This window comes from Mesorhizobium sp. M0478, assembly GCF_040321305.1.
Taxonomy (GTDB): Bacteria; Pseudomonadota; Alphaproteobacteria; order Rhizobiales; family Rhizobiaceae; genus Mesorhizobium.
In genome coordinates this window covers 37,869-64,063 of sequence record NZ_JAMYRH010000009.1, presented here as the reverse complement: position 1 = coordinate 64,063, position 26,195 = coordinate 37,869, and the positions used below count along the sequence as shown (strand labels likewise).

18 protein-coding genes and 1 pseudogene are annotated in these 26,195 nt (G+C 63.8%); 8 read left to right on the top strand and 11 right to left on the bottom strand.

Annotated elements, in window-relative coordinates:
* Positions 1-6 precede the first annotated feature (6 nt).
* The 7 genes from hutU (at position 7) to NKI64_RS21125 (ending at position 16,749) form a co-directional block, all read left to right on the top strand.
* Positions 7-1,677 (top strand): urocanate hydratase, encoded by a 1,671-nt coding sequence (hutU, locus tag NKI64_RS21155; RefSeq protein WP_023734210.1) that lies wholly within the window; start codon positions 7-9, stop codon positions 1,675-1,677.
* 12 nt (positions 1,678-1,689) lie between these two features.
* Complete coding sequence (locus tag NKI64_RS21150) at positions 1,690-2,289, top strand: HutD/Ves family protein (RefSeq protein WP_023736404.1); 600 nt, start codon at positions 1,690-1,692, stop codon at positions 2,287-2,289.
* Between the two features lie 289 nt (positions 2,290-2,578).
* The gene (locus NKI64_RS21145) at positions 2,579-11,158 is read left to right on the top strand and encodes a glycoside hydrolase family 94 protein (RefSeq protein WP_352669788.1); all 8,580 of its coding nucleotides are present in this window, start codon (positions 2,579-2,581) and stop codon (positions 11,156-11,158) included.
* Positions 11,159-11,501: 343 nt separating this feature from the next.
* Entirely contained in the window at positions 11,502-13,274 is a 1,773-nt protein-coding gene (locus tag NKI64_RS21140) for a glucan ABC transporter ATP-binding protein/ permease (RefSeq protein WP_023672897.1), read from the top strand.
* 170 nt (positions 13,275-13,444) lie between these two features.
* Positions 13,445-14,197, top strand: coding sequence for a heme ABC transporter permease (locus NKI64_RS21135; RefSeq protein WP_023672896.1), 753 nt, complete (start codon positions 13,445-13,447; stop codon positions 14,195-14,197).
* A gap of 201 nt (positions 14,198-14,398) precedes the next feature.
* Positions 14,399-15,082, top strand: a complete 684-nt coding sequence (locus NKI64_RS21130; RefSeq protein WP_023672895.1) for an outer membrane protein — start codon at positions 14,399-14,401, stop codon at positions 15,080-15,082.
* Between the two features lie 77 nt (positions 15,083-15,159).
* Entirely contained in the window at positions 15,160-16,749 is a 1,590-nt protein-coding gene (locus tag NKI64_RS21125) for a tetratricopeptide repeat-containing sulfotransferase family protein (protein WP_023705781.1), read from the top strand.
* A gap of 47 nt (positions 16,750-16,796) precedes the next feature.
* On the opposite strand, the gene NKI64_RS21120 is transcribed toward NKI64_RS21125, so the two are convergent.
* From NKI64_RS21120 to NKI64_RS21110, 3 genes and pseudogenes are all read right to left on the bottom strand, one after another.
* Entirely contained in the window at positions 16,797-17,093 is a 297-nt protein-coding gene (locus NKI64_RS21120; RefSeq protein WP_023672893.1) for an addiction module antidote protein, read from the bottom strand.
* A pseudogene (locus NKI64_RS21115) lies at positions 17,086-17,390 on the bottom strand (type II toxin-antitoxin system RelE/ParE family toxin). Before NKI64_RS21115 ends, NKI64_RS21120 begins: the two are co-directional and overlap by 8 nt.
* A 69-nt stretch (positions 17,391-17,459) precedes the next feature.
* On the bottom strand, positions 17,460-18,518 hold the full coding sequence (locus tag NKI64_RS21110) for a D-TA family PLP-dependent enzyme (RefSeq protein WP_023711607.1): 1,059 nt from the start codon (positions 18,516-18,518) through the stop codon (positions 17,460-17,462).
* 150 nt (positions 18,519-18,668) lie between these two features.
* Here NKI64_RS21110 and NKI64_RS21105 point away from each other — a divergent pair, with 150 nt between their 5' ends.
* Complete coding sequence (locus NKI64_RS21105) at positions 18,669-19,355, top strand: D-lyxose/D-mannose family sugar isomerase (protein ID WP_023689647.1); 687 nt, start codon at positions 18,669-18,671, stop codon at positions 19,353-19,355.
* A 15-nt stretch (positions 19,356-19,370) separates the two neighbouring features.
* On the opposite strand, the gene NKI64_RS21100 is transcribed toward NKI64_RS21105, so the two are convergent.
* The 8 genes from NKI64_RS21100 to NKI64_RS21065 all read right to left on the bottom strand — a co-directional run bounded on the left by NKI64_RS21100 (position 19,371) and on the right by NKI64_RS21065 (position 26,088).
* On the bottom strand, positions 19,371-19,547 hold the full coding sequence (locus NKI64_RS21100; RefSeq protein ID WP_023689648.1) for a hypothetical protein: 177 nt from the start codon (positions 19,545-19,547) through the stop codon (positions 19,371-19,373).
* Between the two features lie 123 nt (positions 19,548-19,670).
* Positions 19,671-20,105 carry a hypothetical protein gene (locus NKI64_RS21095; RefSeq protein ID WP_155921574.1) on the bottom strand — a complete coding sequence of 145 codons (435 nt, stop codon included), beginning with the start codon at positions 20,103-20,105 and terminating at the stop codon, positions 19,671-19,673.
* A 26-nt stretch (positions 20,106-20,131) separates the two neighbouring features.
* Positions 20,132-20,998: an RDD family protein gene (locus NKI64_RS21090; protein WP_352669782.1), complete on the bottom strand. Its 867-nt coding sequence runs from the start codon at positions 20,996-20,998 to the stop codon at positions 20,132-20,134.
* Positions 20,985-22,004, bottom strand: a complete 1,020-nt coding sequence (locus tag NKI64_RS21085) for a stage II sporulation protein M (RefSeq protein ID WP_023715249.1) — start codon at positions 22,002-22,004, stop codon at positions 20,985-20,987. The genes NKI64_RS21090 and NKI64_RS21085 overlap by 14 nt, the downstream gene beginning before the upstream one ends.
* A complete protein-coding gene (locus NKI64_RS21080) occupies positions 22,001-23,311 on the bottom strand; it encodes a DUF58 domain-containing protein (protein WP_352669779.1) in 1,311 nt (436 codons plus the stop codon). The genes NKI64_RS21085 and NKI64_RS21080 overlap by 4 nt, the downstream gene beginning before the upstream one ends.
* On the bottom strand, positions 23,308-24,264 hold the full coding sequence (locus NKI64_RS21075) for an AAA family ATPase (protein WP_023715251.1): 957 nt from the start codon (positions 24,262-24,264) through the stop codon (positions 23,308-23,310). Before NKI64_RS21075 ends, NKI64_RS21080 begins: the two co-directional genes overlap by 4 nt.
* Positions 24,251-25,459 carry a DUF4350 domain-containing protein gene (locus NKI64_RS21070; protein ID WP_352669776.1) on the bottom strand — a complete coding sequence of 403 codons (1,209 nt, stop codon included), beginning with the start codon at positions 25,457-25,459 and terminating at the stop codon, positions 24,251-24,253. The genes NKI64_RS21075 and NKI64_RS21070 overlap by 14 nt, the downstream gene beginning before the upstream one ends.
* A complete protein-coding gene (locus tag NKI64_RS21065; RefSeq protein ID WP_023715253.1) occupies positions 25,456-26,088 on the bottom strand; it encodes a DUF4129 domain-containing protein in 633 nt (210 codons plus the stop codon). Before NKI64_RS21065 ends, NKI64_RS21070 begins: the two co-directional genes overlap by 4 nt.
* Positions 26,089-26,195 lie beyond the last annotated feature (107 nt).

Sequence of the window (26,195 nt, the reverse complement as noted above, 5' to 3'; positions counted from 1 at the left end):
ACAATGATGAACAATCCTCGCCACAACATCCGCGAAGTGCGCGCGCCCCGCGGCGACAAGCTCAACGCCAAATACTGGACGACCGAAGCGCCGCTGCGCATGCTGATGAACAACCTCGATCCCGATGTCGCCGAAAACCCCAATGAGCTCGTCGTCTATGGCGGCATCGGCCGGGCCGCGCGCACCTGGAACGATTTCGACAGCATCGTCGCCTCGTTGAAGACCCTCAATGAAGACGAGACGCTGCTGGTCCAGTCCGGCAAGCCGGTCGGCGTCTTCCGGACGCACACCGATGCGCCGCGCGTGCTGATCGCCAACTCCAACATCGTGCCGCATTGGGCGACCTGGGATAAATTCAACGAGCTCGATAAAAAAGGCCTGATGATGTACGGCCAGATGACGGCCGGCTCCTGGATCTATATCGGCACGCAAGGCATCGTGCAGGGCACCTACGAGACCTTCGTCGAGGCCGGCCGCCAGCACTACAATGGCAACCTTACGGGCAAATGGATCCTGACCGGCGGCCTCGGCGGCATGGGCGGCGCCCAGCCGCTTGCCGCCGTCATGGCCGGCGCCTGCTGCCTCGCCATCGAATGCAATCCGGACTCGATCGATTTCCGGCTGCGCACCCGCTATGTCGACGAGAAGGCCGAGACGCTCGACGAAGCGATGGAAATGATCGAGCGCTGGACCAAGGCCGGCGAGGCGAAGTCGGTCGGCCTGCTCGGCAATGCGGCCGACATCGTGCCGGAAATGTTCAAGCGGGGCATCCGCCCCGACATGGTCACCGACCAGACCTCGGCGCATGACCCGATTAACGGCTATCTGCCCAAGGGCTGGACGATGGCTGAGTGGCGCGAGAAGCGCGTCTCCGATCCCAAGGCTGTCGAGAAGGCCGCCCGCGCCTCAATGCGCGAGCATGTCGAGGCGATGGTCGCGTTCTGGAATGCCGGCGTGCCGACGCTCGACTATGGCAACAACATCCGCCAGGTCGCCAAGGACGAAGGCTTCGAGAACGCCTTTGCTTTCCCGGGTTTCGTGCCGGCCTATATAAGGCCGCTGTTCTGCCGTGGCATCGGCCCGTTCCGCTGGGCTGCTCTTTCGGGCGATCCCAAGGATATCTACAAGACGGACGCCAAGGTGCGCGAACTCACCCCCGGCAACACCCATCTGCACAACTGGCTGGACATGGCACGTGAGCGCATCGCCTTCCAGGGCCTGCCGGCGCGCATCTGCTGGGTCGGCCTCGGCGACCGCCACAGGCTGGGCCTCGCCTTCAACGAAATGGTGGCCAGGGGCGAACTGAAGGCGCCCGTCGTCATCGGCCGCGACCACCTCGATTCCGGCTCGGTCGCTTCGCCGAACCGCGAGACGGAAGCGATGAAGGACGGCTCCGACGCCGTCTCCGACTGGCCGCTGCTCAATGCGTTGCTCAACACCGCGTCGGGCGCGACCTGGGTGTCGCTGCATCATGGCGGCGGCGTCGGCATGGGCTTCTCGCAGCATGCCGGCATGGTCATCGTCGCCGACGGCACGCCGGACGCCGCAAGGCGCCTGGAGCGCGTGTTGTGGAACGATCCGGCGACCGGCGTCATGCGCCACGCCGATGCCGGCTACGACATCGCCATCGAGTGCGCGAAGGAGCACCAGCTCAATCTGCCCGGTATTTTAGGCTGATTGGCTTAAATGATGCGCATCCTACGGGCCGCCGACTACCGCGTCATGCCGTGGAAGAATGGCGGCGGCACGACCACCGAGATCGCCGTCTCGCCGGACGGCGTCGGGCTGGACGATTTCGACTGGCGCGTTTCCATGGCGCGAGTCGAGGGCAGCGGCCCGTTCTCGGGGTTTGCCGGCGTCGACCGCACGCTTGCCGTGCTGGAAGGCGAGGGTATCGTGCTTGATATTGCCGGCCGTCCGCCGGCCGAAGTGACGGCGGCTTCCGCCCCGCTGTCCTTCCCGGCCGATGTGCCGACCTCGGCGGCGCTGATCTCCGGTCCGATCACCGATCTCAACGTCATGACCCGCCGCGGGCGGGCCACGCACTCGGTCGAGCGTCTGATGGTTTCGGTTCCGACCGATATCCGGCCGACCAGCGCTATGACCCTGATCCTGCCGTTCGACGGCGAGGTCGGCCTCAGCGGCCCGACATCGTCTCGTCTTGGACCCCTCGACACGCTGTTGCTCGGTCCGCAGGCGAAACTACGGGTTGAACCGGTACGGCCGACGACCGTGTTCGTCATCCGGATAGCCAGGCTGGGCCAGCCGCACCGCCAGCACAACGATTAACGCCTGTTGCCAAACATGATCGCACGCCGGAGAAATCTGGCGTAAGCTGTTGTCTGGATCACGAAAAAGCCCGAATCCTTCCGTCGTTCCAAGGCGGACGGGAGGGCAGGGGTGCTCGTCCTTAAGTTGTCGAAAGCCCCACTTAAAATGTCGAAGGGATAACGCCTCTGGCGTGGTGCGAAGCAAAACTTTCGGCCAGTGTAATCATGCAACCAATTGCATTTGAATCGGTTTTAGGGACATTGCCGTGGCGGTGGCGCCGCATCGCGTCCCCCATGCGGAATTTTCAATGAATATCCAGACAAATCCTGCCCATATCGAAAAGTCCAGCGCCGGCTTCCCGGTCATCACCGAAGAGCCGATACGCTCCAATTTCCTGCCCGAAGAGCGGCTGCGCGCGCTGGGCGAAAGCCTTGCCAAGGGCGACATCAAGGACCTGTTCGGCCTGACGCAGTTCGATTTCCAGGCCCGCATCCGCGACAGCGCCAAGAAAATCCTCGAAGTCTACCGCTCGACCAATGCCGCCCAGGCCAAGGGCGAAACCATCACGCCTGCCGCGCAATGGCTGCTCGACAACAATTATCTCGTCGAGGAGACCATTTTTCAGGTCAAGCGCGACCTGCCGCGCCGTTTCTACCGGCAGTTGCCGACCCTGGAAGTGGCCGATCGCGCCGCGGTGCCGCGCGCGCTGGCCCTGGCCTGGAGCTATGTCGCCCATTCCGACAGTTCGGTTTCGGCGACCATGTTCAAATCCATCGTCGAGGGTTTTCAGTCGGTCGAGCCGCTCAAGATCGGCGAATTGTGGGCGCTGCCGTCGCTGCTGCGCTTCGTTTTGATCGAGAATCTGCGCCGCATCGCCGTGCGCGTCGACCGCACCAGGCAGATGCGCCATATCGCCAACGAGGTCGCCGACCGCGTGCTGGCGACCGACGACAATGCAGACCGCCGGAAGATCCTGTCGGGCTACGGCGCGCATGCGCAGGACACCACCTTCGCCACCCAGTTGCTCTACCGCCTGCGCGACGGCTCGCAGAATGCCGGCAGGGCGCTGGAATGGCTGGAGGTCGAGCTCGAGAAAACCGGCTCCGACGCCGAGGAAATCATCATTTCCGAGCATCGCACGCTGTCCAGCGGCAATGTCACCACCGGCAACATCATCCGCGGCCTGCGCCTCATCAACGACGTCGACTGGACGGTGTGGTTCGAGGGCGTCAGCCGCATCGACACGCTGTTGCGCGAGCGCACCGATTTCGCCGCGCTCGATTTCTTTTCGCGCGACCAGTACCGCACGTCGATCGAGCAACTGGCGCGCCGTTCCGACCTGTCCGAATTCCGTGTCGCCGAAAAGGCCATCGAGCTGGCCAGCCATGTTCCCGGGGTCACCGATGCCTCCGGCGTGCCGGATGCATCAGCCGATCCGGCCATGCATACCGATGTCGGCTTCTTCCTGGTCGGCCCGCGCCGGCCGGATCTGGAAAAGGCGATCGGCTATCGGCCGCCCTTCCATGTGACCTTCAAGCGCGCCTTCACCGCCACGGGCTGGCTCGGCATCGTTGTGCCGGTCTTCCTGCTGACGGTGCTACTGCTGGTTGTCTCCGGCAATGCGCTTGCCCATCTCGGCCTGTCGGTGGAATCCATCACGCTGATGCTGGCGCTGTTTGCGGTGCCTGCCAGCGAAGGCGCGCTCGCCTTCTTCAACACCGTTGTTTCACTGTTCCTGAAGCCGACGCGGCTCGTCGGCTATGATTACAAGCACGGCATTCCGGCGGCATCACGCACCTTGGTCGTGGTGCCGTCGCTGATCGGCTCGCGCGATGATGTCGAGGAAAACATCCGCAACATCGAGGTGCATCACCTCGCCAACACGGCCGAAGAAATCCATTTCGCGCTGCTGTCCGACTGGCCGGATTCCAAGACCGAGATCGACGCCGCCGACATCGAGATCCTGCAATATGCGCGCGACGAGATCGCCAGGCTCAATGCCCGTTATCCCTCGGAAGGCGCGCCGCGTTTCTATATCCTGCATCGCCGCCGGCTCTACAACCAGGCGCAGGGCGCCTGGATGGGCTGGGAGCGCAAGCGCGGCAAGCTGCATGAGCTGAACCTTCTCTTGCGCGGCGACAGCGACACCACCTTCCTGCCGCTCGACGTGCCGCTGCCGGAAAAGGTCGTCTATGTCATGACGCTCGACGCCGACACGCGCACCACGCGCGACGCCGTGTCGTCACTGGTCGGCAAGCTCGCCCATCCGCTCAACCGCCCGCATTTCGACGCGACAAAGCGCGTCGTTACCGCCGGCTACACCATTCTGCAGCCGCGCATCACAGCCTCGCTCACCAGCGGCGACGACGCTTCTTTCTTCCAGCGCGTCTTCTCGTCCAACAGCGGTCTCGATCCTTACGTCTTTGCCGTCTCGGATCTCTACCAGGACGTCTTCAGCGACGGCTCCTTCACCGGCAAGGGCCTTTATCACGTCGACGCTTTCGAGGCGGCGCTGCAGGGCCGCATCGAGGAAAACACCGTCCTCAGCCACGATCTGCTCGAAGGTGCGCTGGCGCGCGCAGCACTTGTCACCGACGTCGAACTGGTCGAGGACTATCCTACCCGCTACTCGGTCGACGCCTCGCGCCACCACCGCTGGGCGCGCGGCGACTGGCAGCTGCTGCGCTTCATCTTCTCGCCGCGTTCCGGCGTGCCGGCGCTGTCGCGCTGGAAGATGGTCGACAATCTGCGCCGCTCGCTGACCCCGATCTTCTGGGTGATGGCGGCGATCGCCGGCTGGACGCTGCTGCCCTTCACGCAGGCCGCGCAGTGGCAGGCGCTGCTGATCCTGTCGCTGTTCATGGCGCCGACCTTCGATGTCGTCAACGCCATCCTGCCCAAGAGCGGCGACCAGACGCCGCGCGGCCATTTCTCCGCACTGGCGCACGACACCGTCTTCGGCACGGCCCTTGTGGCGCTGAAAGTGCTGTTGATGGCGCACAATGCCTGGATGATGGGCGACGCCATCGTGCGCACGCTCTACCGCCTGTTCGTCAGCCGCCAGAACCTGCTGGAATGGCGCACCGCGTCGCAGGCGCACAAGGGCGGCGACAACGATATCGGCTCCTATTACAGCATGATGTATGGCGCCGTGATCATCGGCGTCGTCGGTCTCGCTATCCCCGTGCTGGCCGATTCCACCGGTGCCTTCGTCGCCTTCTTCTTCGCTCTGTTCTGGATCGGTTCGCCGGCGGTTGCCTGCTGGATCAGCCGCTCGGCCGAGACCGAGGACCGCCTGCGCATATCGCAAGCCGACATCCACGCGCTGCGCACCGTGGCGCGCCGCACCTGGCATTATTTCGAAACCTTCGTCACGGCCGAGCACCACAATCTGCCGCCCGACAATTTCCAGGAAAGCCCGGCGCCGGTTGTGGCGCCGCGGACGTCGCCGACCAATATCGGCGTCTACCTGCTGTCGGTGGTGTCGGCACGCGATTTCGGCTGGATTGCGCTCTCCGACGCCATCACTCGCATCGACGCCACGATGACGACCATCGAGAGCATGCCGCGCAACCGCGGCCACCTCTTCAACTGGTACGACACCACGACGCTCAAGCCGCTCTATCCGCTCTACATCTCGGCCGTCGACAGCGGCAATCTGGCCGGACATCTGGTCGCGGTGGCGGCGGCCTGTGCCGAGTGGGCGGAAGCCCCGTCCGTTCACCTGCAGGGCGATTTCGAAGGCGTCCTCGACACGGTGAGTATCCTCGACGAGAGCCTCGAGGAATTGCCTGACGACCGCCGGCAACTGCGGCCGTTGCGCCAGCGTCTGGCCGATCGCCTCGATGGCATGCGGCGCGCCGTCATGACCATCAAGGCGCAGCCGGAGATGGCCTCGATCCGCACCATTAACCTGGCCGTGCTTGCCGGCGAGATCCGCAAGCTCGCCACCGCCATCCACACCGAGGCCGGATCGCAGCGCAGCGACATTATCGCCGACTGGGCGGCACGGCTGGAAGCGACCTGCGAGGCGCATGTGCATGACTCGCACAGCGACGAAAACGCCGTCGAAGCCTTGCGCGCCAAGCTGCTGGCGCTGCGCGAACGCTGCCGCCGCTATGCCTTCGAGATGGATTTCTCTTTCCTGATGCGTCAGGAGCGCAAACTGCTCTCGATCGGCTACCGGGTCGAGGAGCACCAGCTCGATGAGAGCTGCTACGATCTGCTCGCCTCCGAGGCGCGGCTGACCAGCCTGTTCGCCATCGCCAAGGGTGACCTGCCGACGGAGCATTGGTTCCGGCTTGGAAGGCCGATCGTCGAGATCGGCTTCCAGGGTGCGCTGATGTCCTGGTCGGGCTCGATGTTCGAGTATCTGATGCCGCCACTGGTGATGAAGGAACCGCAGGGCTCGATCCTCAACCAGACCAGCAAGCTGATCATCAAGCGTCAGATCCAGTACGCGCGTTCGAAGAACGTGCCCTGGGGCATTTCGGAAGCGGCCTACAATGCCCGCGACCGCGAACTGACCTACCAGTATACCAATTTCGGCGTGCCCGGACTTGGCCTCAAGCGCGGCCTTGGCCAGAACACGGTGATCGCCCCTTACGCCACGATCCTCGCGGCGCAGTTCACACCGCGCGAATCCGTCCAGAATCTGGCTAGGCTGCGCTCCATCGGCGCTCTCGGCCGGCATGGCTTTTACGACGCCGTCGACTTCACGCCGCAGCGCGTGCCGGAAGGCACCGACCACGCTGTTGTCCTGAACTACATGGCGCATCACTCCGGCATGTCGATCGCCGCCGTTGCCGACGCCATCTTCGAGGGCCGGCTGCGCGACCGCTTCCACAGCGATCCGGTGATCGAGTCTGCCGAACTCCTGCTGCAGGAGAGGGCGCCGCGCGACATCCCGACCGCCACGGTCAGGACCGAAGCCGACGAGCGCTCGAAGGACGAGACCGAGGTCGAGAGCCCGGATTCGCGCATCGTCCTCGACCCGCTGAGGGCGTTGCGCGCCACCAGCGTCATGTCCAATGGCCGCTACTCCGTCATGGTCTCGGCCACCGGTTCCGGTTACAGCCGCTGGGGCGAACTCGCCGTCACCCGTTGGCAGCCCGACCCGACCGAAGACCGGCTCGGCTCCTACATCTTCCTGCGCGACGCCGGCAGCGGCGACTGGTGGTCGGCCACCGCGGAGCCGAAGCAGGCGACCGGCGAGAGAGTGCAGACGCTGTTTTCCGACGACAAGGCGAGCTTCGTCAAAACAGTGGGCTCGCTTCGTTCGGAGGTCGAATGCATCGTCATCTCGGAAGGCAATGGCGAGGGACGGCGCGTCACGCTCTACAACGACGGCGCCACTGACCGGCATATCGAGGTGACCTCCTTTGCCGAGCTGGTGCTGGGCAACGAAGCCTCCGACAATGCCCATCCTGCGTTCTCGAAAATGTTTATCGAGACCGAGATCGCTGCCAATAACGGCGCCATCTTTGCCACCAGGCGCAAGCGCGAGAAGAACGAGCCTGACGTCACCATGGTGCATTTCGTCACCGATCCGTCCGGGTCGGCGCGCGATGCCGAGGCCGAAACCGACCGCCGTGCCTTCATCGGCCGTGGCCGTACCATCGCGGAAGCGGCGGCCTTCGATCCCGGCGCCAAGCTTGGCGGTCACCACGGCTTCACCCTCGATCCGGTAGCGGCCCTGCGCCGCCAGGTGCGGGTGCCGGCCAACAAGAAGATATCGCTGACCTTCTGGACCGCCGTCGGCGCCAACCGCGCCGAACTGGACGAGGCCATCGCCAGGCTCGACCATCCCGAAAGTTTTGCTCGCCAGGCGATGCTTGCCTGGACGCGTTCGCAGGTGCAGACCCGCCATCTTGGTCTCAGCCTGACCGACGCCGCCAACGTGCAGAAGCTGGCGCGCTTCCTGATCTATCCCGATCCGTTCCTGCGCCTGCCCGGCGAATCCATCGCTTCGGGGCTGGGCAAGCAGTCCAGCCTGTGGCCGACCAGCATTTCGGGCGATTTCCCGATCTTCCTGGTCCGCATCGGCGACGTGGCCGACCTCGAAATTGTCGCCCAGGCGCTGCGCTTCCAGGAGTATATGCGCGCCCGCGGCATGATGATCGACTTCGTGGTCGTCAACGAGCAGGCATCGTCCTATGTCCAGGACCTGCAGCGCGCGGTCGAAACGCTGTGCGAAAACAGCCGCCTGCGCGGCAAGGAACTCGGGCCGCGCCAGCACATCTTCGCCGTGCGCCGCGACCTGATGGACGAGGCGACGTACAAGACGCTGCTGGCGGTTGCCCGCGTGGTTCTGCACACGCGCAACGGCACCATCTTCGACCAGATCGAACGCGCCGAGGCGGCAGCCTTGCAAGCACGCGATGGCCTGCAGCCGGCGGCCCCCGCGTCACTGCGCGAGCCGTCTCTGCCGGTGCCGGCGGCGCCTGCATACCATGCCGCGTCCGACAGCAGCGCCGACGGCAGCGGCCTCAGCCAGTGGAACGGCTTCGGCGGTTTCGAAGGCGATGGCCGTCACTATGTCACGCGTCTCACCGGCCGGCGCACGACTCCGCAGCCCTGGATCAACGTCGTCTCGAACGCCTCGTTCGGATTCCATGTCTCGGCCGAAGGCGCTGCCTTCACCTGGAGCCGCAACAGCCGCGATTACCAACTGACGCCATGGTCGAACGATCCGGTCACCAACCGGCCGGGCGAGGGCATCTACATCTACGATCAGGCCAGCGGCAAGGCATTCTCGCCGCTGGCTGCCGTGGTCCGCGATCCCTCGATGACCTATGAGACATGGCACGGCCAGGGCTTCTCGACCTTCCGATCCAAACGCGGCCCGCTGTCAATGGATCTGACGCACGTCGTCGATCCCGTCGATCCAGTGAAGATCACGCGGCTGCGCATCCAGAACTCGGGCTCGGCGCCGGCGCGGCTGCGCATCTATGCCTATGCCGAATGGGTTCTCGGCAGCCATCGCTCGAGCACGGCTGCGACCATCATCCCGTCCAGGGATCCAGCGACCGGCGCGCTTCTGGCGCAAAACCCCTACGGTCTCGATTTCGGCGACCGGGTGGCCTTCCTGGCCGCCACCGGTCCGGTGCATTCGGTGACAGCCGATCGTGGCGAGTTCATCGGCAGGCAGGGCACCAGCGCCTTCCCGCACACTGTCGTCAGCGGCGCCGGTCTGTCGGGCCGCGTCGAGGCCGGCGACGATCCGTGCGCAGCTGTCGCCAGCGACATCGACATCCCTGCCGGCGGCGACGTCACGCTGGTCTGGCTGCTTGGCGACGCCGCTACATCAGCCGAAGCGAGCGCGTTGGTGCAGACCCATTCGGGCAAGGATTTCGACCAGCGGCTGGCCGATAATGAACGCGTCTGGCGCGGCTTCCTCGACACCATCCAGGTCGAGACGCCCGACAAGGCGCTCGACGCCATGGTCAATCACTGGCTGCCCTATCAGAGCCTGGCCTGCCGCATCCGCGCCCGCTCGGCCTTTTATCAGGCAAGCGGCGCCTTCGGCTTCCGCGACCAGCTACAGGACACGCTGGCCCTGCTTGCGCATGATCCGAAACTGGCGCGCAACCAGATCCTCAATGCGGCGCGCCGGCAGTTCCCCGAAGGCGACGTCCAGCATTGGTGGTTGCCGCGCACCGACGCCGGCGTGCGCACTATGATCTCCGACGATGTGGTCTGGCTGGCGCATGCCACCAATCGCTACATCGAGGTGACCGGCGATACAGGGATCCTGAAGGAGCAGCTGCCTTTCATCGACGGGCAGGTGCTGGGCGAGGGCGAGCACGACGCCTTCTTCACGCCGGAAATCTCCAAGACGAGCGCTTCGCTTTACGACCATTGCGCGCGCGCGCTCGACCTTGCGGTCAAGCGCAGCAGCCCGGCCGGGCTGCCGCTGATCCTCGGCGGCGACTGGAACGACGGCATGAACCGCGTCGGCGAAGCCGGCAAGGGGGAGAGTGTCTGGCTCGGCTGGTTCCTTTTGAAGACGCTGGGCGACTTTACCACCGTAGCCAAGGGGCAGGGCGACACCAAGCGGGCGCAGGCCTGGACAAAACACGCCGATGTGCTGAAGCGGGCGCTGGAAAGCACCGCCTGGGACGGCCAGTGGTATCGCCGCGGCAGCTACGATGACGGCACGCCGCTTGGCTCGCACAATTCGGACGAGTGCAAGATCGACTCCATCGCGCAGTCGTGGAGCGTGCTCTCCGGCGAGGGCGACCCCGCGCGCTCGACCACGGCGATGCAGCAGGCGACGAACCTGCTGGTCGACGACAAGCTCAAGATCGTCAAACTGTTTACCCCGGCCTTCCAGAACACGAGAAAGGACCCTGGTTACATCAAGAGTTATCCGCCGGGCGTGCGCGAGAACGGCGGCCAGTACACCCATGCGGCGACCTGGTTCGTGATCGCGCTCGCCGAAATGGGCCGCACCGACGATGCCTATCGCTGCTTCTCGATGCTGAACCCGGTCAACCATGCGCTCGACGATGCATCGGCCGAGCATTATCGCGTCGAGCCGTATGTCGTCGCCGCCGACATCTATTCCGGTGAGGACAAGGGCGGTCGCGGCGGCTGGACCTGGTATACGGGCTCAGCGGGATGGCTCTACCGTGCTGCGGTCGAAGGCATTCTGGGCATTGAGCGGCGGGGCAAGCAGATCACGTTCCGGCCGAAACTGCCCAGCCATTGGGACGGCTATTCTGCCACGCTGAAGATGCTGGGGTCGGAGATCAAGGTTCGCGTCATCCGCGACAAAAAGGCCAAATCCATCTCGCTCGAAGTCAATGGAACCAAGACAAAATCTTCCGGTTTTCAGCCGAAAGCCGGCGACAAGACCGAGGTGGTCGTCAAGATACCCTCGTAAAATCAAAGGCTTCAGGTTATTGACGCGCGCCTTTCGAGGCGCGCGTTTTCTACTTCGGCATGCTCCTGGCGCAGAACGGCGTGCCTTCCCGATAACGGCGGTCCAAGCGTGCAGTGACTAAAAATGTGGCAGGGCCAGCTGCTGCCATGATTTTGCCGCAAGACTGACATTTCACCTTTTATCTCAAACCGTTAGGTGATCACGGCAGATTTCGCAACGTCGTCATCTTTTGTTCGCAGAATGGGAACGGAAGAGGTAGACGGGCATTGTTTTGCGACCCGTTAACCGGTACGTGTCAAGAAATGGTGCGGTGCACAATAATGTTTTGGGCGGAGTAGCTGAAGTGTCACTTCTGCAAATCTACTGGAGAGCGCTGGGTTATCTCGCAGCCGACAGGAAGCGCGTTGCGTTTATCTGCGGTGCGAATGTCGCGCTCGCCATTATCGCCATCCTCGAGCCGATCATGTTCGGCCGGGTAATCGACGCCATCTCCGATAAGGGTTCGGTGTTTTCGACGCTGGCGCTGTGGGCCGGTCTCGGCGCCTTTAACATCGTCGCCTTCGTGCTGGTGGCGCGCGGCGCCGACCGTTTTGCCCACAAGCGGCGCAGCGAGGTGCTGTGCCAGTCGTTCGAGCGCGTGATCACCATGCCGCTCGCCTGGCACCACCAGCGCGGCACCTCCAACGCGCTGCACACGCTGCTGCGCGCCGTCGAGACGCTGTTCAGCCTGTGGCTTGAATTCATGCGCCAGCATCTGTCGACGGCTGTTGCGCTGGCTCTGCTGATTCCGACCGCTATAAGCATGGATCTTCGCATGTCGCTGGTGCTGATGGCGCTGGGCGTTCTCTATGTCGGCATCGGCCGGCTTGTGATGAAGCGCACCAAGGCGGGCCAGGCCGCGGTCGAGCGCCACTACCATCAGGTGTTCGCGCATGTGACCGACTCGGTCAGCAATGTCGCCGTGCTGCAGAGCTACAACCGTCTCGGCCACGAGGCCGATACGCTGCGCCGCTATGTCAAGAACCTGCTCGACGCGCAGAACCCGGTGCTCGACTGGTGGGCGATGGCCAATGCGCTGCACCGCCTGTCGTCGACCATTTCGATGATGGTTGTGCTTTTGATCGGCGCCTATCTGGTCACCCATGGCCAGCTCAAGATCGGCGACGTCATCGCCTTCACCGGCTTTGCCACGCTGCTGATTGCCCGCCTCGACCAGATGTCGGCTTTCGCCAACCAGATTTCCGAAGCCCGCGCCAAGCTCGAGGACTTCTATCACCTCGAGGATTCGGCCGCCGACTCCGCCGAGCCGGACGGCTTGCGCGACCTCACCAACGTCACCGGCCATGTCCGCTTCGAGAATGTCGGCTTCGAGTTTGCCAATTCGCGGCAGGGCGTCGACGACGTCTCCTTCGAGGTCCAGGCCGGGCAGACGGTTGCCATCGTCGGCCCGACCGGCGCCGGCAAGACGACGCTGATCAACCTCTTGCAGCGCGTCTTCTCGCCGTCTCATGGCCGTATCCTGATCGACGGCATCGACACCCGCACGGTGACCCGCAAGTCGCTGCGTCATTCGATCGCCACCGTCTTCCAGGATGCCGGCCTGCTCAACCGCTCGATCGAGGACAACATCCGCGTCGGTCGTGCCGAGGCGACTTATGACGAGGTTCACGCCGCCGCCAACGCGGCTGCCGCGCAGGATTTCATCCTTGCCAAGAGCGCCGGTTACGACACCGTCGTTGGCGAGCGCGGCGGCCAGCTTTCGGGCGGCGAGCGTCAGCGCATCGCCATTGCCCGCGCCGTGCTCAAGGACGCACCGATCCTGGTGCTCGACGAGGCGACGAGCGCGCTCGACGTCGAGACCGAGGACCGCGTCAAGGAAGCCATCGACGAACTGAGGCGCAACCGCACCACCTTCATCATCGCCCACCGCCTGACCACCGTTCGCGACGCCGACCTGGTCGTGTTCATGGACAAGGGCAAGGTGGTCGAGATGGGCGGCTTCGCCGAACTGTCGCTGCGCAATGGCCGTTTCGCCAGCCTGTTGCGCGCCGGCGGCCTGCTCAACGACGAGGAAGTCCGCCGTCTCAGCCGCACGGTGAATATCGAAGCGGCGTAGGCTTTTTTACCTCCCCCATGTGGGGAGGTCGGACCCGTAGGGTCCGGGTGGAGGTAGTGCCCCACCACCCCCACCCCGCTGCTTTGCAGCGACCTCCCCACAAGGGAGAGGGTAAGCACTTCGACAACCGCTCGATTGCCCCGAACGCGCCGCCGGTCTATCTAGACCTTATGAGCGACACCTCCTCACGCCTCGCCGGCTGGACCGACCTCGCCAACCCGACGCGCTTTGTCGGGCTGGCCGACAGGCTGGTGCCGTGGCTGGCGTCGATCGCCGCGATCCTGCTAGCCATCGGTCTCTATATGAGCTTTGCCGCGCCTGAGGATTTCCAGCAGGGCATCACGGTGCGCATCATGTACATCCACGTGCCTTTCGCCTGGCTCGCCATGATGTGCTACACGGTGATGGCGGTCGCCGCGCTCGGTACGCTGGTCTGGCGCCATCCGCTGGCCGACGTCGCGCTGAAATCTGCAGCCCCGATCGGCGCCACCTTCACCGCGCTTGCGCTGGTCACCGGCTCCATCTGGGGCAAGCCGATGTGGGGCACCTGGTGGGTGTGGGATGCCCGCCTGACCTCAGTCTTCATCCTCTTCCTGATGTATCTCGGCATCATCGCGCTGACGCGCGCGCTGGATGACGCCAGCCGTGCCGCCTGGGCCGCCGCCATCATCACGCTGGTCGGCTTCATCAACATCCCGATCATCAAATTCTCGGTCGACTGGTGGAACACGCTGCACCAGCCGGCCTCGGTGTTCCGGCTCGGCGGACCGACGATCGATCCCAGCCTGCTATGGCCGCTGCTGGTGATGGCGCTCGGCTTCACCGTGCTGTTCTTCGCGCTGCACCTGACGGTGATGCGCACCGAGATCCGCCGCCGGCGGGTGATCTCCATGCGCAGGGTGGCGGCAAGGCAGGCCGACTAGCGCGATTTCAAACGGAAGGGACAGCCATGCGCCTGCCGCCAGAAACATTAGCATGTGCTGCTATGTTGCGGTGCGGCAACAAGAATTCTCAAAAGATCGTTCCCGACCTCGCTTTGCTCCTTGATCTCGTTTGCGTTCTTGACAGCTCGGCCGCCAAGCAAGAGTGATATTAGTCACTAGTTGTTGCGAGGGGATTCGACGATGAAACTGTGCCTGCTGGCTGGCGTTTCGACATTTGCATTGGCGCTTGGCTGGAGTTCGGCCTACGCCGCAGACGCGCTTGTCGACGTGCCGAGGGCGGAGGATCTCTGGTACGTCACGCTCTTCGGCGGCGCCAGCTTTGCCAACAATGTGAAGACGGACTACGATAGTGGTCGGTATTCCGTGGATCTTGACAGTGGGTTCGTGATCGGCGGCGCTGTCGGTCGGCGGATCAACGACACGTTCCGCGTGGAAGGCGAACTGTCCTACGCGCGCTACAAGGCAAGCGAGTACAGCTTCAGCTTCCCTCCTGCCGACCAAGGTTCCGGCCCAGCTTCCGGCAATCTGTCGGCCACCTATCTTCTCGCCAACGTCTGGGCCGATGTTGCGCATTTTGGTGATGCCAAACTCTATGTCGGCGGCGGTCTCGGCGCGGCCTATGTTACCGCCGATACTCATTTTGATGGCCACGCCTATGGATACGGGCCTGGCGGCTGGGGTTTCGCCGGCCAGGTGGGCGCCGGTGTTACCTACGCGGTAACGCAGAATGTCGACCTCGATTTCGGTTACCGCTTCAAGGCCGTGACAAGCGTGGATCTAGACGACAATGATGGCGGCGGCACATACGAGAACGCCAAATTGTACTCCCACAATCTCCAGCTTGGCGTTACCCTGAAGTTCTGATTGGTTCGTCGCAGGTCGCGACCGGGATCTGACGGATGCCGCTCTTGCCACGCCGGCAACCCCTGGGTCTGCCGGCAATGATCTCAGCCTCGCTGCCGACCGCCGGTGAGCCGGCGGAAAAGACATTGCAGCGCGGCATCGACCTGCAACGGCGCAAGCGTTTTCGCGAGGCCGAGTTCTGCTACCAGACGGTGCTTCGCACGCAGCCCAAAAATGCCATGGCGCTGAACCTGATGGGCACGCTCGCCATCGAGGCCGAGCATCATGACGCCGCCATTGCCTATATGGAAAGGGCGGTCAAGCTCGAACCGGACAACGCCATCTTCCGCAACAATCTCGGCAATGCCTACAATGTCACCGGCAACGTCGACAAGGCGCGCAGACATCTGAGAAAGGCGATCGAGCTCGACGGAGGGCTCATCGAAGCGCTGTGCAATCTCGGCCGCTCCTATCGTAGCCAGCTCGAGGGCGACATTGCCGAAGGGTTCTATCGCCAGGCGCTGGCTATCGACGGCCAGTCGGTGATGGCACTTGCCGGTATGGGCGATTTGCTCACCGACATTGGCCGGCCGGCCGAGGCGGTCGAATGCTTCAGCAAGGCCCTTGCCATCGACCCGGGCCATGTCGAGGCGCTGGCTGGAATGGCGCTTGCGCGCCGGGCGGTCAAGGACGATCCGACGTTGCCTTTGGTGCTGAAACGCCTGGAATTGCCGACAACCACCGATCGCGAGCGGGTAGTGCTGCACCACGCCGCCGGCAAGATGCTCAACGATCAGCGCGAGTATGGCCCGGCCATCCGCCATTTCGCGAGGGCCAAGGCGATTTCCGGCAATGATTTCGACATCGACCGGCACACCCAGCTTTACGACAGCTTCATCGACACTTTCGACGCTGGCTTCTTCAAGACGCGAGCCAGTTTGGGAAATCCATCCAGGCGCCCGGTCTTCATCGTCGGCATGCCCCGGTCGGGAACGACGCTGACCGAGCAGATATGCGCCAGCCATCGCGATATCTATGGCGCCGGCGAGTTGTCGACCATTCGTTCACTTGCCGGCGAACTTGGGTTCGACAAGCTCGACCCAGCCATTTTCACCAAGGGCATGGCGGCGCTCACTGCGGCCAAGGCCAAGGAGCTTGGATCGAAGTATCTCGACGATCTCAGCAGACGCAACAGCAAGGCGCGGCTTGTCGTCGACAAGATGCCGCATAATTTCGAGCTGCTGGCCTTCATCAGCCTGATCTTGCCGAACGCCCGCATCATCCATTGCCGGCGTGACCCGATGGACAATTGCGCGTCCTGTTTCATGCATAATTTTTCCGAGGCGCACGGCTATAATGCCGATCTTACCAAGCTTGGGCAGTATTACCGGCAGTATGACCGCCTGATGCGCCATTGGACCAAGGTCATCCCGCTGAATATCCACGACATGCCCTACGAAGAAACGGTCGCCGATTTCGAAAATCGCGCCCGTGGATTGATCGGATTCCTCGGCATCGAGTGGGACGATGCCTGCCTGCGTTTCAACGAGACCGAGCGCACCGTGCGGACGCCGAGCCGCTGGCAGGTGCGCCAGCCGATCTATTCATCCTCGGTCGAGCGCTGGAAGCTGTATGGCGACGCGCTGGATCCGCTGAAGGCGGCGCTGGGTCCGGTTTATCCGTCCTGATTTCAGTTGGCCCGAACAACCTCGCGCTCGACGCGCGCTGGCGTAGATTAGACCTGAGTTGCATCGTGCTTTGGGGCCAAATGAAAGCCGAATGCTTTCATGACCGCCAGTGTGGTTTCCAGCGTAGGATTACCGTTTTCGCTGAGCGAGGTATAAAGATGCTCGCGAGCCAAGCCGGTCTTTCTGGCAATGTTGCTCATCCCCTTGGCGCGGGCAACGACACCGAGGGCGGACGCGACGAATTTGGCGTCTCCGGTTTCCATTGCCTCTGCCAGAAACGCCTCGATTGCCGTATCGGAATCGAGCATTTCGGCGGGATCGAAATCATAGATTTTTTCAACCATTGTCGTCACTCCATTCTACGGCCAGGCGCTTTGCTGTCCGTATGTCGGTTTCTTGTGAACTTTTATCCCCGCCGCACAGGAGCAGGATGACCGTTTCACCGCGCTTATGAAATAAACGCGATAGCCGGGCCCATAGTGAATGCGCAATTCACTGATGCCTTCACCCACTGGGGCCACGTCGCCGGGATTTCCTACAATCAAACATTGCAGCCGAACGGCAATTGCCGCCTTGGCTCTTCCGTCTTTCAGCTTTTGGTGCCACCTCCGAAAGGTGGCTGTCTGCTTCAGGATTGCCATGGTGGCTAGTAAGTTATAAATTACAATTCGTCAATGTCGAAATAGGGCGAGCCTCCAAAACGAAAAGCCTCACTCCATCCGCCCACGCGCTTCCACCTTCAGCGTTTCCAGCACCTTGTCACCGTCGATCAGATGCACCTGGTCGAACAGGTTGGTCACGACGCAGCAATGATCAGGCACCACGCGCACGCGCTCGCCAATGCGAAGCTTCGCACCATTTCCAAGCGTGACCGTGCCATGTTCCTCGCTCAAGCTGGTGACGCGGGCGCCGGGCATGCCGAGCAGCTCGCCAAAATCGGGGAGCCCCAGCGTGTCGCTGGACAGCGCCTTGCTGCCGCTGTCGAGGATGGCGCGGGCCGGCGTCGGATGGCTGACCACGGTGGCGAGCACCGTCAGCGCACAATCGTCGAGCGTGCCGACGCCTTTGGCGACCTGGTAGCGGTCGAGATAGATGTAGGTGCCGGGGCGGTATTCGGTAACGACGCTGTCCTCGCCGGAGCGCCACATATCAGGCGTGCCGCCGCTTGAAATGCGATCACAGGCGAGACCCGAGGCCGCGAGCGTTTGCTTGGCGCCGGCCAGCCAGGATTCAGCCTCGGCGGCGCGGCCGGCCGCGGGGTAGGTCATCAGCCCGCCGAAGGTGAGCCCCTTGGCTTGGTCGATCAACTTCGCCAGTGCCAGCGCCTCGGCGGCGCTCTGCACGCCGCAACGGCCCATGCCGGTGTCGCATTCGACCAGGACGGGCAGGGGGTGCCCGGTATCGGTGAAGGTGGCGGCGAGCCCCTCCAGCGTTTCGAGGCTGTCGGCCGTCACTGACAGTGTCACGCGGCCATGCAGCGCCTTGAGGCGCTCCAGCTTGGCGCGGCCAAGGATGTTGTAGGGCAGGAAAATATCGGTCAGCCCGGCATCGGCCATCACTTCGGCCTCGCCGATCTTCTGGCAGGTGATGCCGACCGCGCCGGCCGCCATCTGCTTCTTCGCCCAATAAGGCAGTTTGTGCGTCTTGATGTGCGGCCTGAGTTTCAGCCCGTGGCGGTCGGCATGCGCCTGCGCTCGTGCGATGTTGGCTTCGGCGCGGGCCGCGTCGATGAGGATCGCCGGCGTGTCGAGGTCGTCTATGCCTTGCATGAATGTCACCCTGGGAAATCTGGCTGGACTTATGGCCCCGATCCGCATGGATGTCATGGGGCCAGCATGCAGTTTGCGTCGACACCGCAGCGCTGTTCGGCTATGCGCTTCAGATAACTCCAGGGAACGCGACGCGAAGGGATCACGATCATGAAACGCTCCACCGTCAACGACATCATCCGCGATGCAGACGCCTTCATCCGCTCGTTCGGCTACATCATGCCGCCCTTCGCCTACTGGAGCCCGGAAGAGATGAAGGCGCGCAAGGCCGACTCCGCCGCCATTTTCACCTCGCGGCTCGGTTGGGACATCACCGATTACGGCCAGGAAAAATTCGACGAACTCGGCCTGTTCCTGTTCACCGTTCGCAACGGCGTCTACGCCGACATGAAGAAGGGCATGGGCATGCTTTATGCCGAGAAGATCATGATCTCGCGCAAGGATCAGCTGTCGCCGATGCACCGCCACAACATCAAGGCCGAGGACATCATCAACCGCGGCGGCGGTAAGCTCGTGCTGGAACTGTTCATGCACGATCGCGACGGCGGCATCGATCCGAAGGCCGAAGTGACGGTGCCGGTCGACGGCACCATCCACAGGCTGCCGGCAGGCGGGCTCCTGAAGCTCGACCCGGGCCAGAGCGTGACGCTGCTGCCCGGCGTCTGGCACGCCTTCTGGGCCGAGGGCAAGGATGTGCTGATCGGCGAGGTCTCGACCGTCAATGACGACCTTACCGACAACGTCTTCCGCGAACCGATCGGCCGCTTCTCCAACATCCACGAGGACATTGCGCCGGTGCACCTGCTGGTGTCCGACTATGAAAAGTGGGTGGGGTAGGCGGCCTCGCCGCTTTTACTTCGTTTGATTGAGAAGTGCGCCCAGCCTGCGCACTTCGGCGATCAGGCGAGGCATGTCCTGCCGCGCCGCAGCCATGAAATCCTGGTCTTCGGCCGTGGCGCTGGCCATTTCGATATCGTCGCCGCGATCCGCGCCTTCGTCGGTTTGAATGAAATTCGATCTGCTCAGCAAATCCCGACCCTCGACCCATGATTTCCATGGGCCGGGCTGAGCTGCGGCAGCACGCGCGCCTCCATTTCCTGGAGTTCGAGCTCGGATGGAGAGGTGTTCATGGTGACCGATTACTCGACGCTGTTAACGACAAAGCGAAATGCACTCTCGAACAGCACGCCCGAGATCCTCTGGCGTATCTGTTGAAGACAAGATCGTGTCCAGCGGCACGGCACTCTCTCTGTTGACTTTGGCATAGGGGGTAAGTGTGAATTTGTCGTCCCTTCCCTGGTCGACCGACATCTGACGGGATTTCCGAAGGAGGGAGTTGTACGACTTGAAGCCGAACCGCGAAGCCGAGCTGTCAAGAAGAACCGTGTGTACGATGTCGTCGGGCACATCGCTGGCATAAGCACCAAGCGCGTTGAGTGTTGCTAGACCGATCTCTTTGTCGGAGACCGAAGGTAGCTCGCCAATCAAAATGACGGGACCTGCGAACTTCTCCCAGCCGTCGCGGGTGGTAGCCATCGGAATTGCAAACACACTTTTATCAACTATGTTCAGGAAGCAATGTCTCATGTATCGACTCCCATCTGAGGCACAGCTCACCGCTGATACTTATCCGCCTTGCGGTTGCCCAACAGCAGCTTGCGTTCGAGCTGTGCCCGCAGCTCGCCATAATAGGCGGTGAGGAAGGCCCTGGAATCGACCGGCTCGATCGTCATGCCGATCTTGCGTCCGATCGTTTCGGCCACGGCTTTCAGCGCGAAATAGTCGTCGCGGCGCAGCACTTCCTCCAGCTTGTGCAGTTCGGCGATGCCATAGGCATCGAGCTGCGCCTGGGTGAAGCGGAATGCGCGGGTGGTGGTGTCCTGGCGTTGCGACAGGTCTTCGACCAGCGCCAGTTTCGGCGCCTCGACAACCCACGTTCCGGCCAAAAGGTCGCCGATGCGCATGCGGTCGCGGTTGAACAGCGGGAAGAGCGCAAACAGCAGCGTCCAGACCAGCCCGAAGATCGTCGACAACGTGTCGGCGAGCCCCATCTCGCTGCGGCCGAGGATGATCGACAGCGGCAGGAAGATCTCGATCTCGCGCATCAGATTGCGGGCGATGACCTGATCGACCGATAGGCCGGCGCCGCTGCGCGATGCCACCCGGATGCCGAGCATCCGCTTGCCGGGCGTGGCGGCGCGGCGGCCGGCCTCGAAGACGATGAAATGGGCGTTGCGCAGGAAGAAGATCAGGATGATCCAGACGACAAACAGCGGCTGCGCTTCCTCGCCGCCGAGGCCGCCCACGCCCAGCAGCGCGACGATCGTGATCACGATTGCGGCGACGACGATGATGACAAAGTCGAGCAGGAAGGCGGCGGCGCGGGTGCCGGCATCGGCGAGCTTTATCCGGAGATCGACGCCTTCGGGCGTGATCAGCGGCCGTATCGTCGAGACGGCGGCGCGCCTAACGGTCGCCATGCCGCACCACCCTGAACAAATAGAAATAACAGAGCCACAGCGTCAGCATGCCGCCGCCAATGGCATAGCGTGTGACGTCGCTGGTGATCACCTGCCTGCCGATGCCTTCGAGCAGGCCGGCGAACAAAAGCATGATCGTCACCCCGACCATGGTGGTTGCCGCCACGCGCCCGGCATCGGCTGCGGCCGTCATCCGCGTCAGTTCACCGGGGAAGGCGATACGCGTGCCGATACGCATGCCAGCGGCGCCCGCCAAGGCGATCGCGAACATCTCGGTGGTGCCGTGGATGGACAGCCATCCGCCCAGCTCGATGCCAAGCCCCTTGGCGACATAGATTTGGAACATCGCGCCGAGCAGGCAGCCATTCATCAGGATCAGGAGCACGCTCGGCACCGCGAAGGCAAAGCCGAGCGCGAAGGCCAGGATCGCCACCTGGACATTGTGCGTGAACAGATAGGCGGCGAAGCCCGACAGGAAATTGCTGTCGGCGCCGTCATAAAGCACCTGCCGCAGCACTTCCGCCGATGCATCCGGGTTGCGCCCGCCGGCCAGGCTCGGCGGAATGATGGCGTCGAACCAGCCCTTGTCCTTCGCCACCAGCCAGTAGCCGGCGCCGAGACCGACAAAGGTCAGGACGACCGACAGCAAGGTCTCGCGCCACAAATCGCGAATGGCATGCGGCCAGTCATGCAGGAAGAAATCGCCGATGCGCTGCCGCAACCCTCGGCGTGCGCCATAGAGGTAGAAATAGCCGCGCAGGCACAGCGCCTCGAGATAGCCGACCAAGGCATTGTCGAGCGAGGTCGCCCGCGCCACCGAGAGCGAGGACAGCGCCGAGCGGTAGAGCAGCGGCAGCGACAGCAACTCGTCTTCCGAGAGCGTGCGCGGCGCGCGTTTCTCGACCCGGGCGAGCAGCGCCTCGAACGCCTTCCAGTCGGCCTCGCGCTCCGAACGGAAGCTCGCCAGCGACTGGCGCACGGCATCCTTGCCGACCAGCGCGTTCACAACAGATCCTCCCGCTTGAACTCGAGATAGCGCTCGACCAGCGCCGGTCCGAGCCTCTGGTGGTCGGCTTCGATGACATGCGCGCCGAGCAGCCTGAGCCTGCCGATGACGACCTGCCTTTCGCGCAGCAGCCCGCCGGCGACGACGGAGCGCGCCACATCCTCCGGCGTGTCCGGCGGCATGTCGGCCAGTGTCTCCAGCTCGACATCCTTCATCATCATGAACAGCACCAGATGCCGTTCGGTGAGCCGGCCTACGGTGCGCAGCATCAGTTCGGCGCTGATCGGATCGACAAAATCGGTGAAGATGATCACCAGCGAGCGCCGGTCGAGCCGCGCCGCCAGCGTCGTCAGCGCCAGGGTGAAATTGGTCTCTTCGGTAGAATAGTCGATCTCCGCCGCCCGCTTCTGGATCATGGCGAAGCTGGCCGAGCCGCGCACGGCGCCGCTGGAAACGCGCGGTCGCGCGTCGAAGCCGAACAGGCTGACCATGTCGCCGCCCTTCAGCGCAATGAACGCCGACAGCAAAGCGGCGGTGACGGCGCGGTCGACCTTCGGCACGCCGTCGACGGGCTCGCACATCAAGCGGCCGCTATCGATGGCCAGCACGATGTTGTTGTTCTCCTCGATGCGGAATTCGCGCGCCAGAAGCCTGCCGTGGCGGGCGCTGCGCTTCCAGTCGATCATGCGCCGGCCCATGCCGGGCTGGTAATCCTTGAGCGCCTCGAATTCGCGGCCCTGGCCGGCTCGGCGCTGCGCATGGCCGTCGGGCAGCGCCTGTCGCTGCAAAAGCGTGATCGCCTCGTCGCGGGCGCTGCTGACGTCGGGCAGCACCGCCACCTTGCTGTCCATCGGCAGCACCACCTGGTTCCAGACCAGCCCGAACGGCCCGGGCCAGCGCACCCACAAGCGGTCGAACCTGGCAATGCCGCGCCGCAGCGCCTGAAATCTGAGATCGAGCGATGCGCTGCCGGCCTCGGCGGTCGATGCGCCGCCGGTGCCGCCCAGCGGTTGCAGCCGCTCGTCATGGCCAAGACGCGCCTGCACGGCGCGCGGCCGTCCGCCGAGCCTGGCGGTGACATTGACGGTGAGCTGGCCGCCGACGCTGACCTGCGGCGGGGCGTGGATGCTGGCGTTCAGAGAAGCCCGTCCGCACCCGGCGGCCGCGTCCACGGCCAGGAAAGCAAGCAGCGCGCAGATCCACAACAGGCCGAGATACCACAGCGACGGCAGCGCGAGCGCGATCAGGAAGGCCGGTATTGCACCGGCCGCACCTGCCCAGACTGCCCGGCCGCTCGGATAAATCAACGTGGCGCTTCCGTCTGGTCTACAAGGTCGGTCACGATCTGTTCGACCAGGCGGCCGTCGATCTGCGCCGCCGGCGACAGGATAACGCGATGGCGCAGCGCCGGCACGGCAAGCGCCTTGACGTCGTCGGGGATGACATAGGCACGCCCGTCGAGCGCTGCCCGGGCCCGTGCAGCTCTCGCCAGCATGGCGCCCGCGCGCGGGCTGGCGCCGACCTCGAGGTCGGGGCTTTCGCGCGTGGCCCGCACCAGCCTGGCGATATAGTCGACGACATCATCGACCAGCGTAACCTCGCCGACGGTCGCCAACGCCTTTTCCAGCGTCTTGCGGTCGGCCTGGGCCTTGATGCCGTACTGCTTGATGTCGTGCGAGGCGGTGCCGCCGCCATGGTGGATGATGATCGCCTTTTCCTCTTCCGGGCCGGGGTAGCTCACCCGGTGCTTGAACAGGAAACGGTCGAGTTGGGCCTCGGGCAGGGGATAGACGCCCTGATGCTCGATCGGGTTCTGCGTCGCCACCACCATGAAGTTCGGGCCGAGCGCATGGGTGGTGCCGTCGAAGGTGACGGCATGTTCCTGCATCGCCTCCAAAAGGGCGGCCTGGGTCTTGGGCGGCGTGCGGTTGATTTCGTCGGCGAGCAAAAGGTCGCAAAAGATCGGGCCGCGCGTCAGCGTGAATTGCCCGGTCTGGAAATTGTAGATGTTGGAACCGACGATATCGCCGGGCATCAGGTCGGGTGTGAACTGGATGCGGCCATAGGCGACGCCCAGCGCCTGGGCAAAGCAGCGCGCCGTCATCGTCTTGGCCGTGCCCGGCGGTCCTTCGAGCAATATATGCCCGCCGGCGAACAATGCCGTGAGCATCAGATCGACCGTATCGTGTTGCCCGGTGATGGCCTTGGCCACCTCTTCCCTGATCTGTGTCGCCAGGGCCTTCACATCATCGACGTTCACCGAGCCTCCTTGCCGTCCAGTCGTGCAGCTTTTCGGCTGCATCATGCATTTGTGTCAGGGTCTTTGCCGCGTTCGCAGCTTGCAGGCGGGTCGTGAACCCGCCGGCTTCGTCCTCGTCGCGGGAATCGAGCCAGCGGTCGAGCGCTTCGCCCTGCAAACCGTGCGGCGCGCCGAGCAGCGCGCCGGCGCGCACGCGTGCCAGTGCTCCATAGCGGTCGCCCAGTTCCTCCAGCCGGCCGGCGCGGCGCAACAGCATCGCCGTGGTATCGACCAGCGCGCGCTTGCCGAAGGCGATGGCGCGCTGATCGGCCCGTGGCGGCCCGAACCGGCCAAGGCCATGCAGGAAGGCAAGTGCCGCCGCCGCCAGGATGGTCAGCGTCAGCGCCAGGAAGGGCGGCTCGACCAGAAGCTTGGCGAGATCGTATTTTCGCCCGACGCCATGCAGCGTCAGGTCGAACATGACGGCACCCTCTTCGGGCTGGAGGAGCTCGATCAGCTTGAGCGCCGCCGCCGCCTTGTCGGGATCTTTCAAGCCAGCGTTGTTGATGAGATCGGGGTCCGTCAGAATGTAGAACCGCTCGTCTTCGACCTCGGTCAGCACGGCCTTGCCGTTGCCGGCGGCAATCAGCGGGTGTTCGTCGGCCACCCATTGCAACTGGCCGGGAACGCTGACCATTTGCCCTGAGACGTCGAGTTGCTTGACCGTGGTCTCACCTTCGCCGAGCTTGGCCTTGGCGATGCGGCCGAGCCAGTCGTTGACCACCACATCCGGCAGCCGCTGGATCTTCATCTCCCAGCCTTCGTGCAAGGCCAGCGGCAAGGTCGCCCATTTGGGCAGCACGAACAGCGTATCCAGGCCCTTGCGAAGCTTGATGATGTTGGCAAGCGCATCCGGGTCGCTGTCGGGCGAAATGGTGACGATCAGGAGGTTCGTGTCGATCTGAAGATCGCTGTCGGACCGCGCCATGTCGGGCGCTTCGCCGGTCAGCTCCAGCCATTGCGCCAGACCGGCATAGCCGATGCCGCTCTTCGACAGCGGCGTTGCGCCACCGACGCTCGGCTGGCGAAAGTCGGGCGCATAGGTGGACAACAGGAAGAAGCCTGCGGCCGCGAGCAGGCTGGCGAAAATGCCCCAGAACAGCGTCCTGCGGCTGAACGGTTCCTGCTGGGCGATGTCGGCTGTCGCGTCACTCACGTCCAGGCATCCCTGAAGACGAATCGCTCATAGGCGCTGCGCGCCTCCTGCCAGCCCTCGGGCCCGACCGGCCGGCGCGCGAACAGAGCGGCCTCGACGATGCGCGCGATCTGGGTAAAGGCGCCACGCGCCCGCGTTGGCAGCGACGCCGCTCCCGCGATATCGCGCGCGGTCAGCGACGGGCGCAGAAAGTCGGGCAGGCGGCCGGCAATGTCGGCAACGCTGCGGCGCAGCAGGAGATGCACCGCCTCGTCATACTCGCCCCGGGCGGCGAGCGCATCGGCTTCCGACAACAGGATCTGCGCGGCGCCAACGTCGGGGTGCCATATCGCTTCCGCCTCGGTCACGCTCTTTTTGCGCCACCAGGGCAGGCGCCAGGCGACGCCTTTCACTTCAAGGACAATTAGCAGCAGAATGATCGCGGCACCTGTGATCACCGCGCCCCAGAACAGGTAGATCATGTACGGGCCGAGCGATTTCAGGAACTCGCCCAGCGGTCTCATCCACTCGGGTGTCTCGGGTGGTCTGTAGGCCGGCAGGTCGAACTGGATCGAATCGTCTGACAGCAACTGCTTGTGCAGTTTGGCCAGCCATTCGGCTTGCGCAGCGTCCGGCTGTGCAGCAGTCACCTTCTCGCCCCCATGAACCTGCGGTTCGCGGGCCGACACTGGCAATGCAGCGTAACTTTTGCAAGTGGGCTAGACGCCAGTCGTTAATCTTGGCAAATTTACTACTG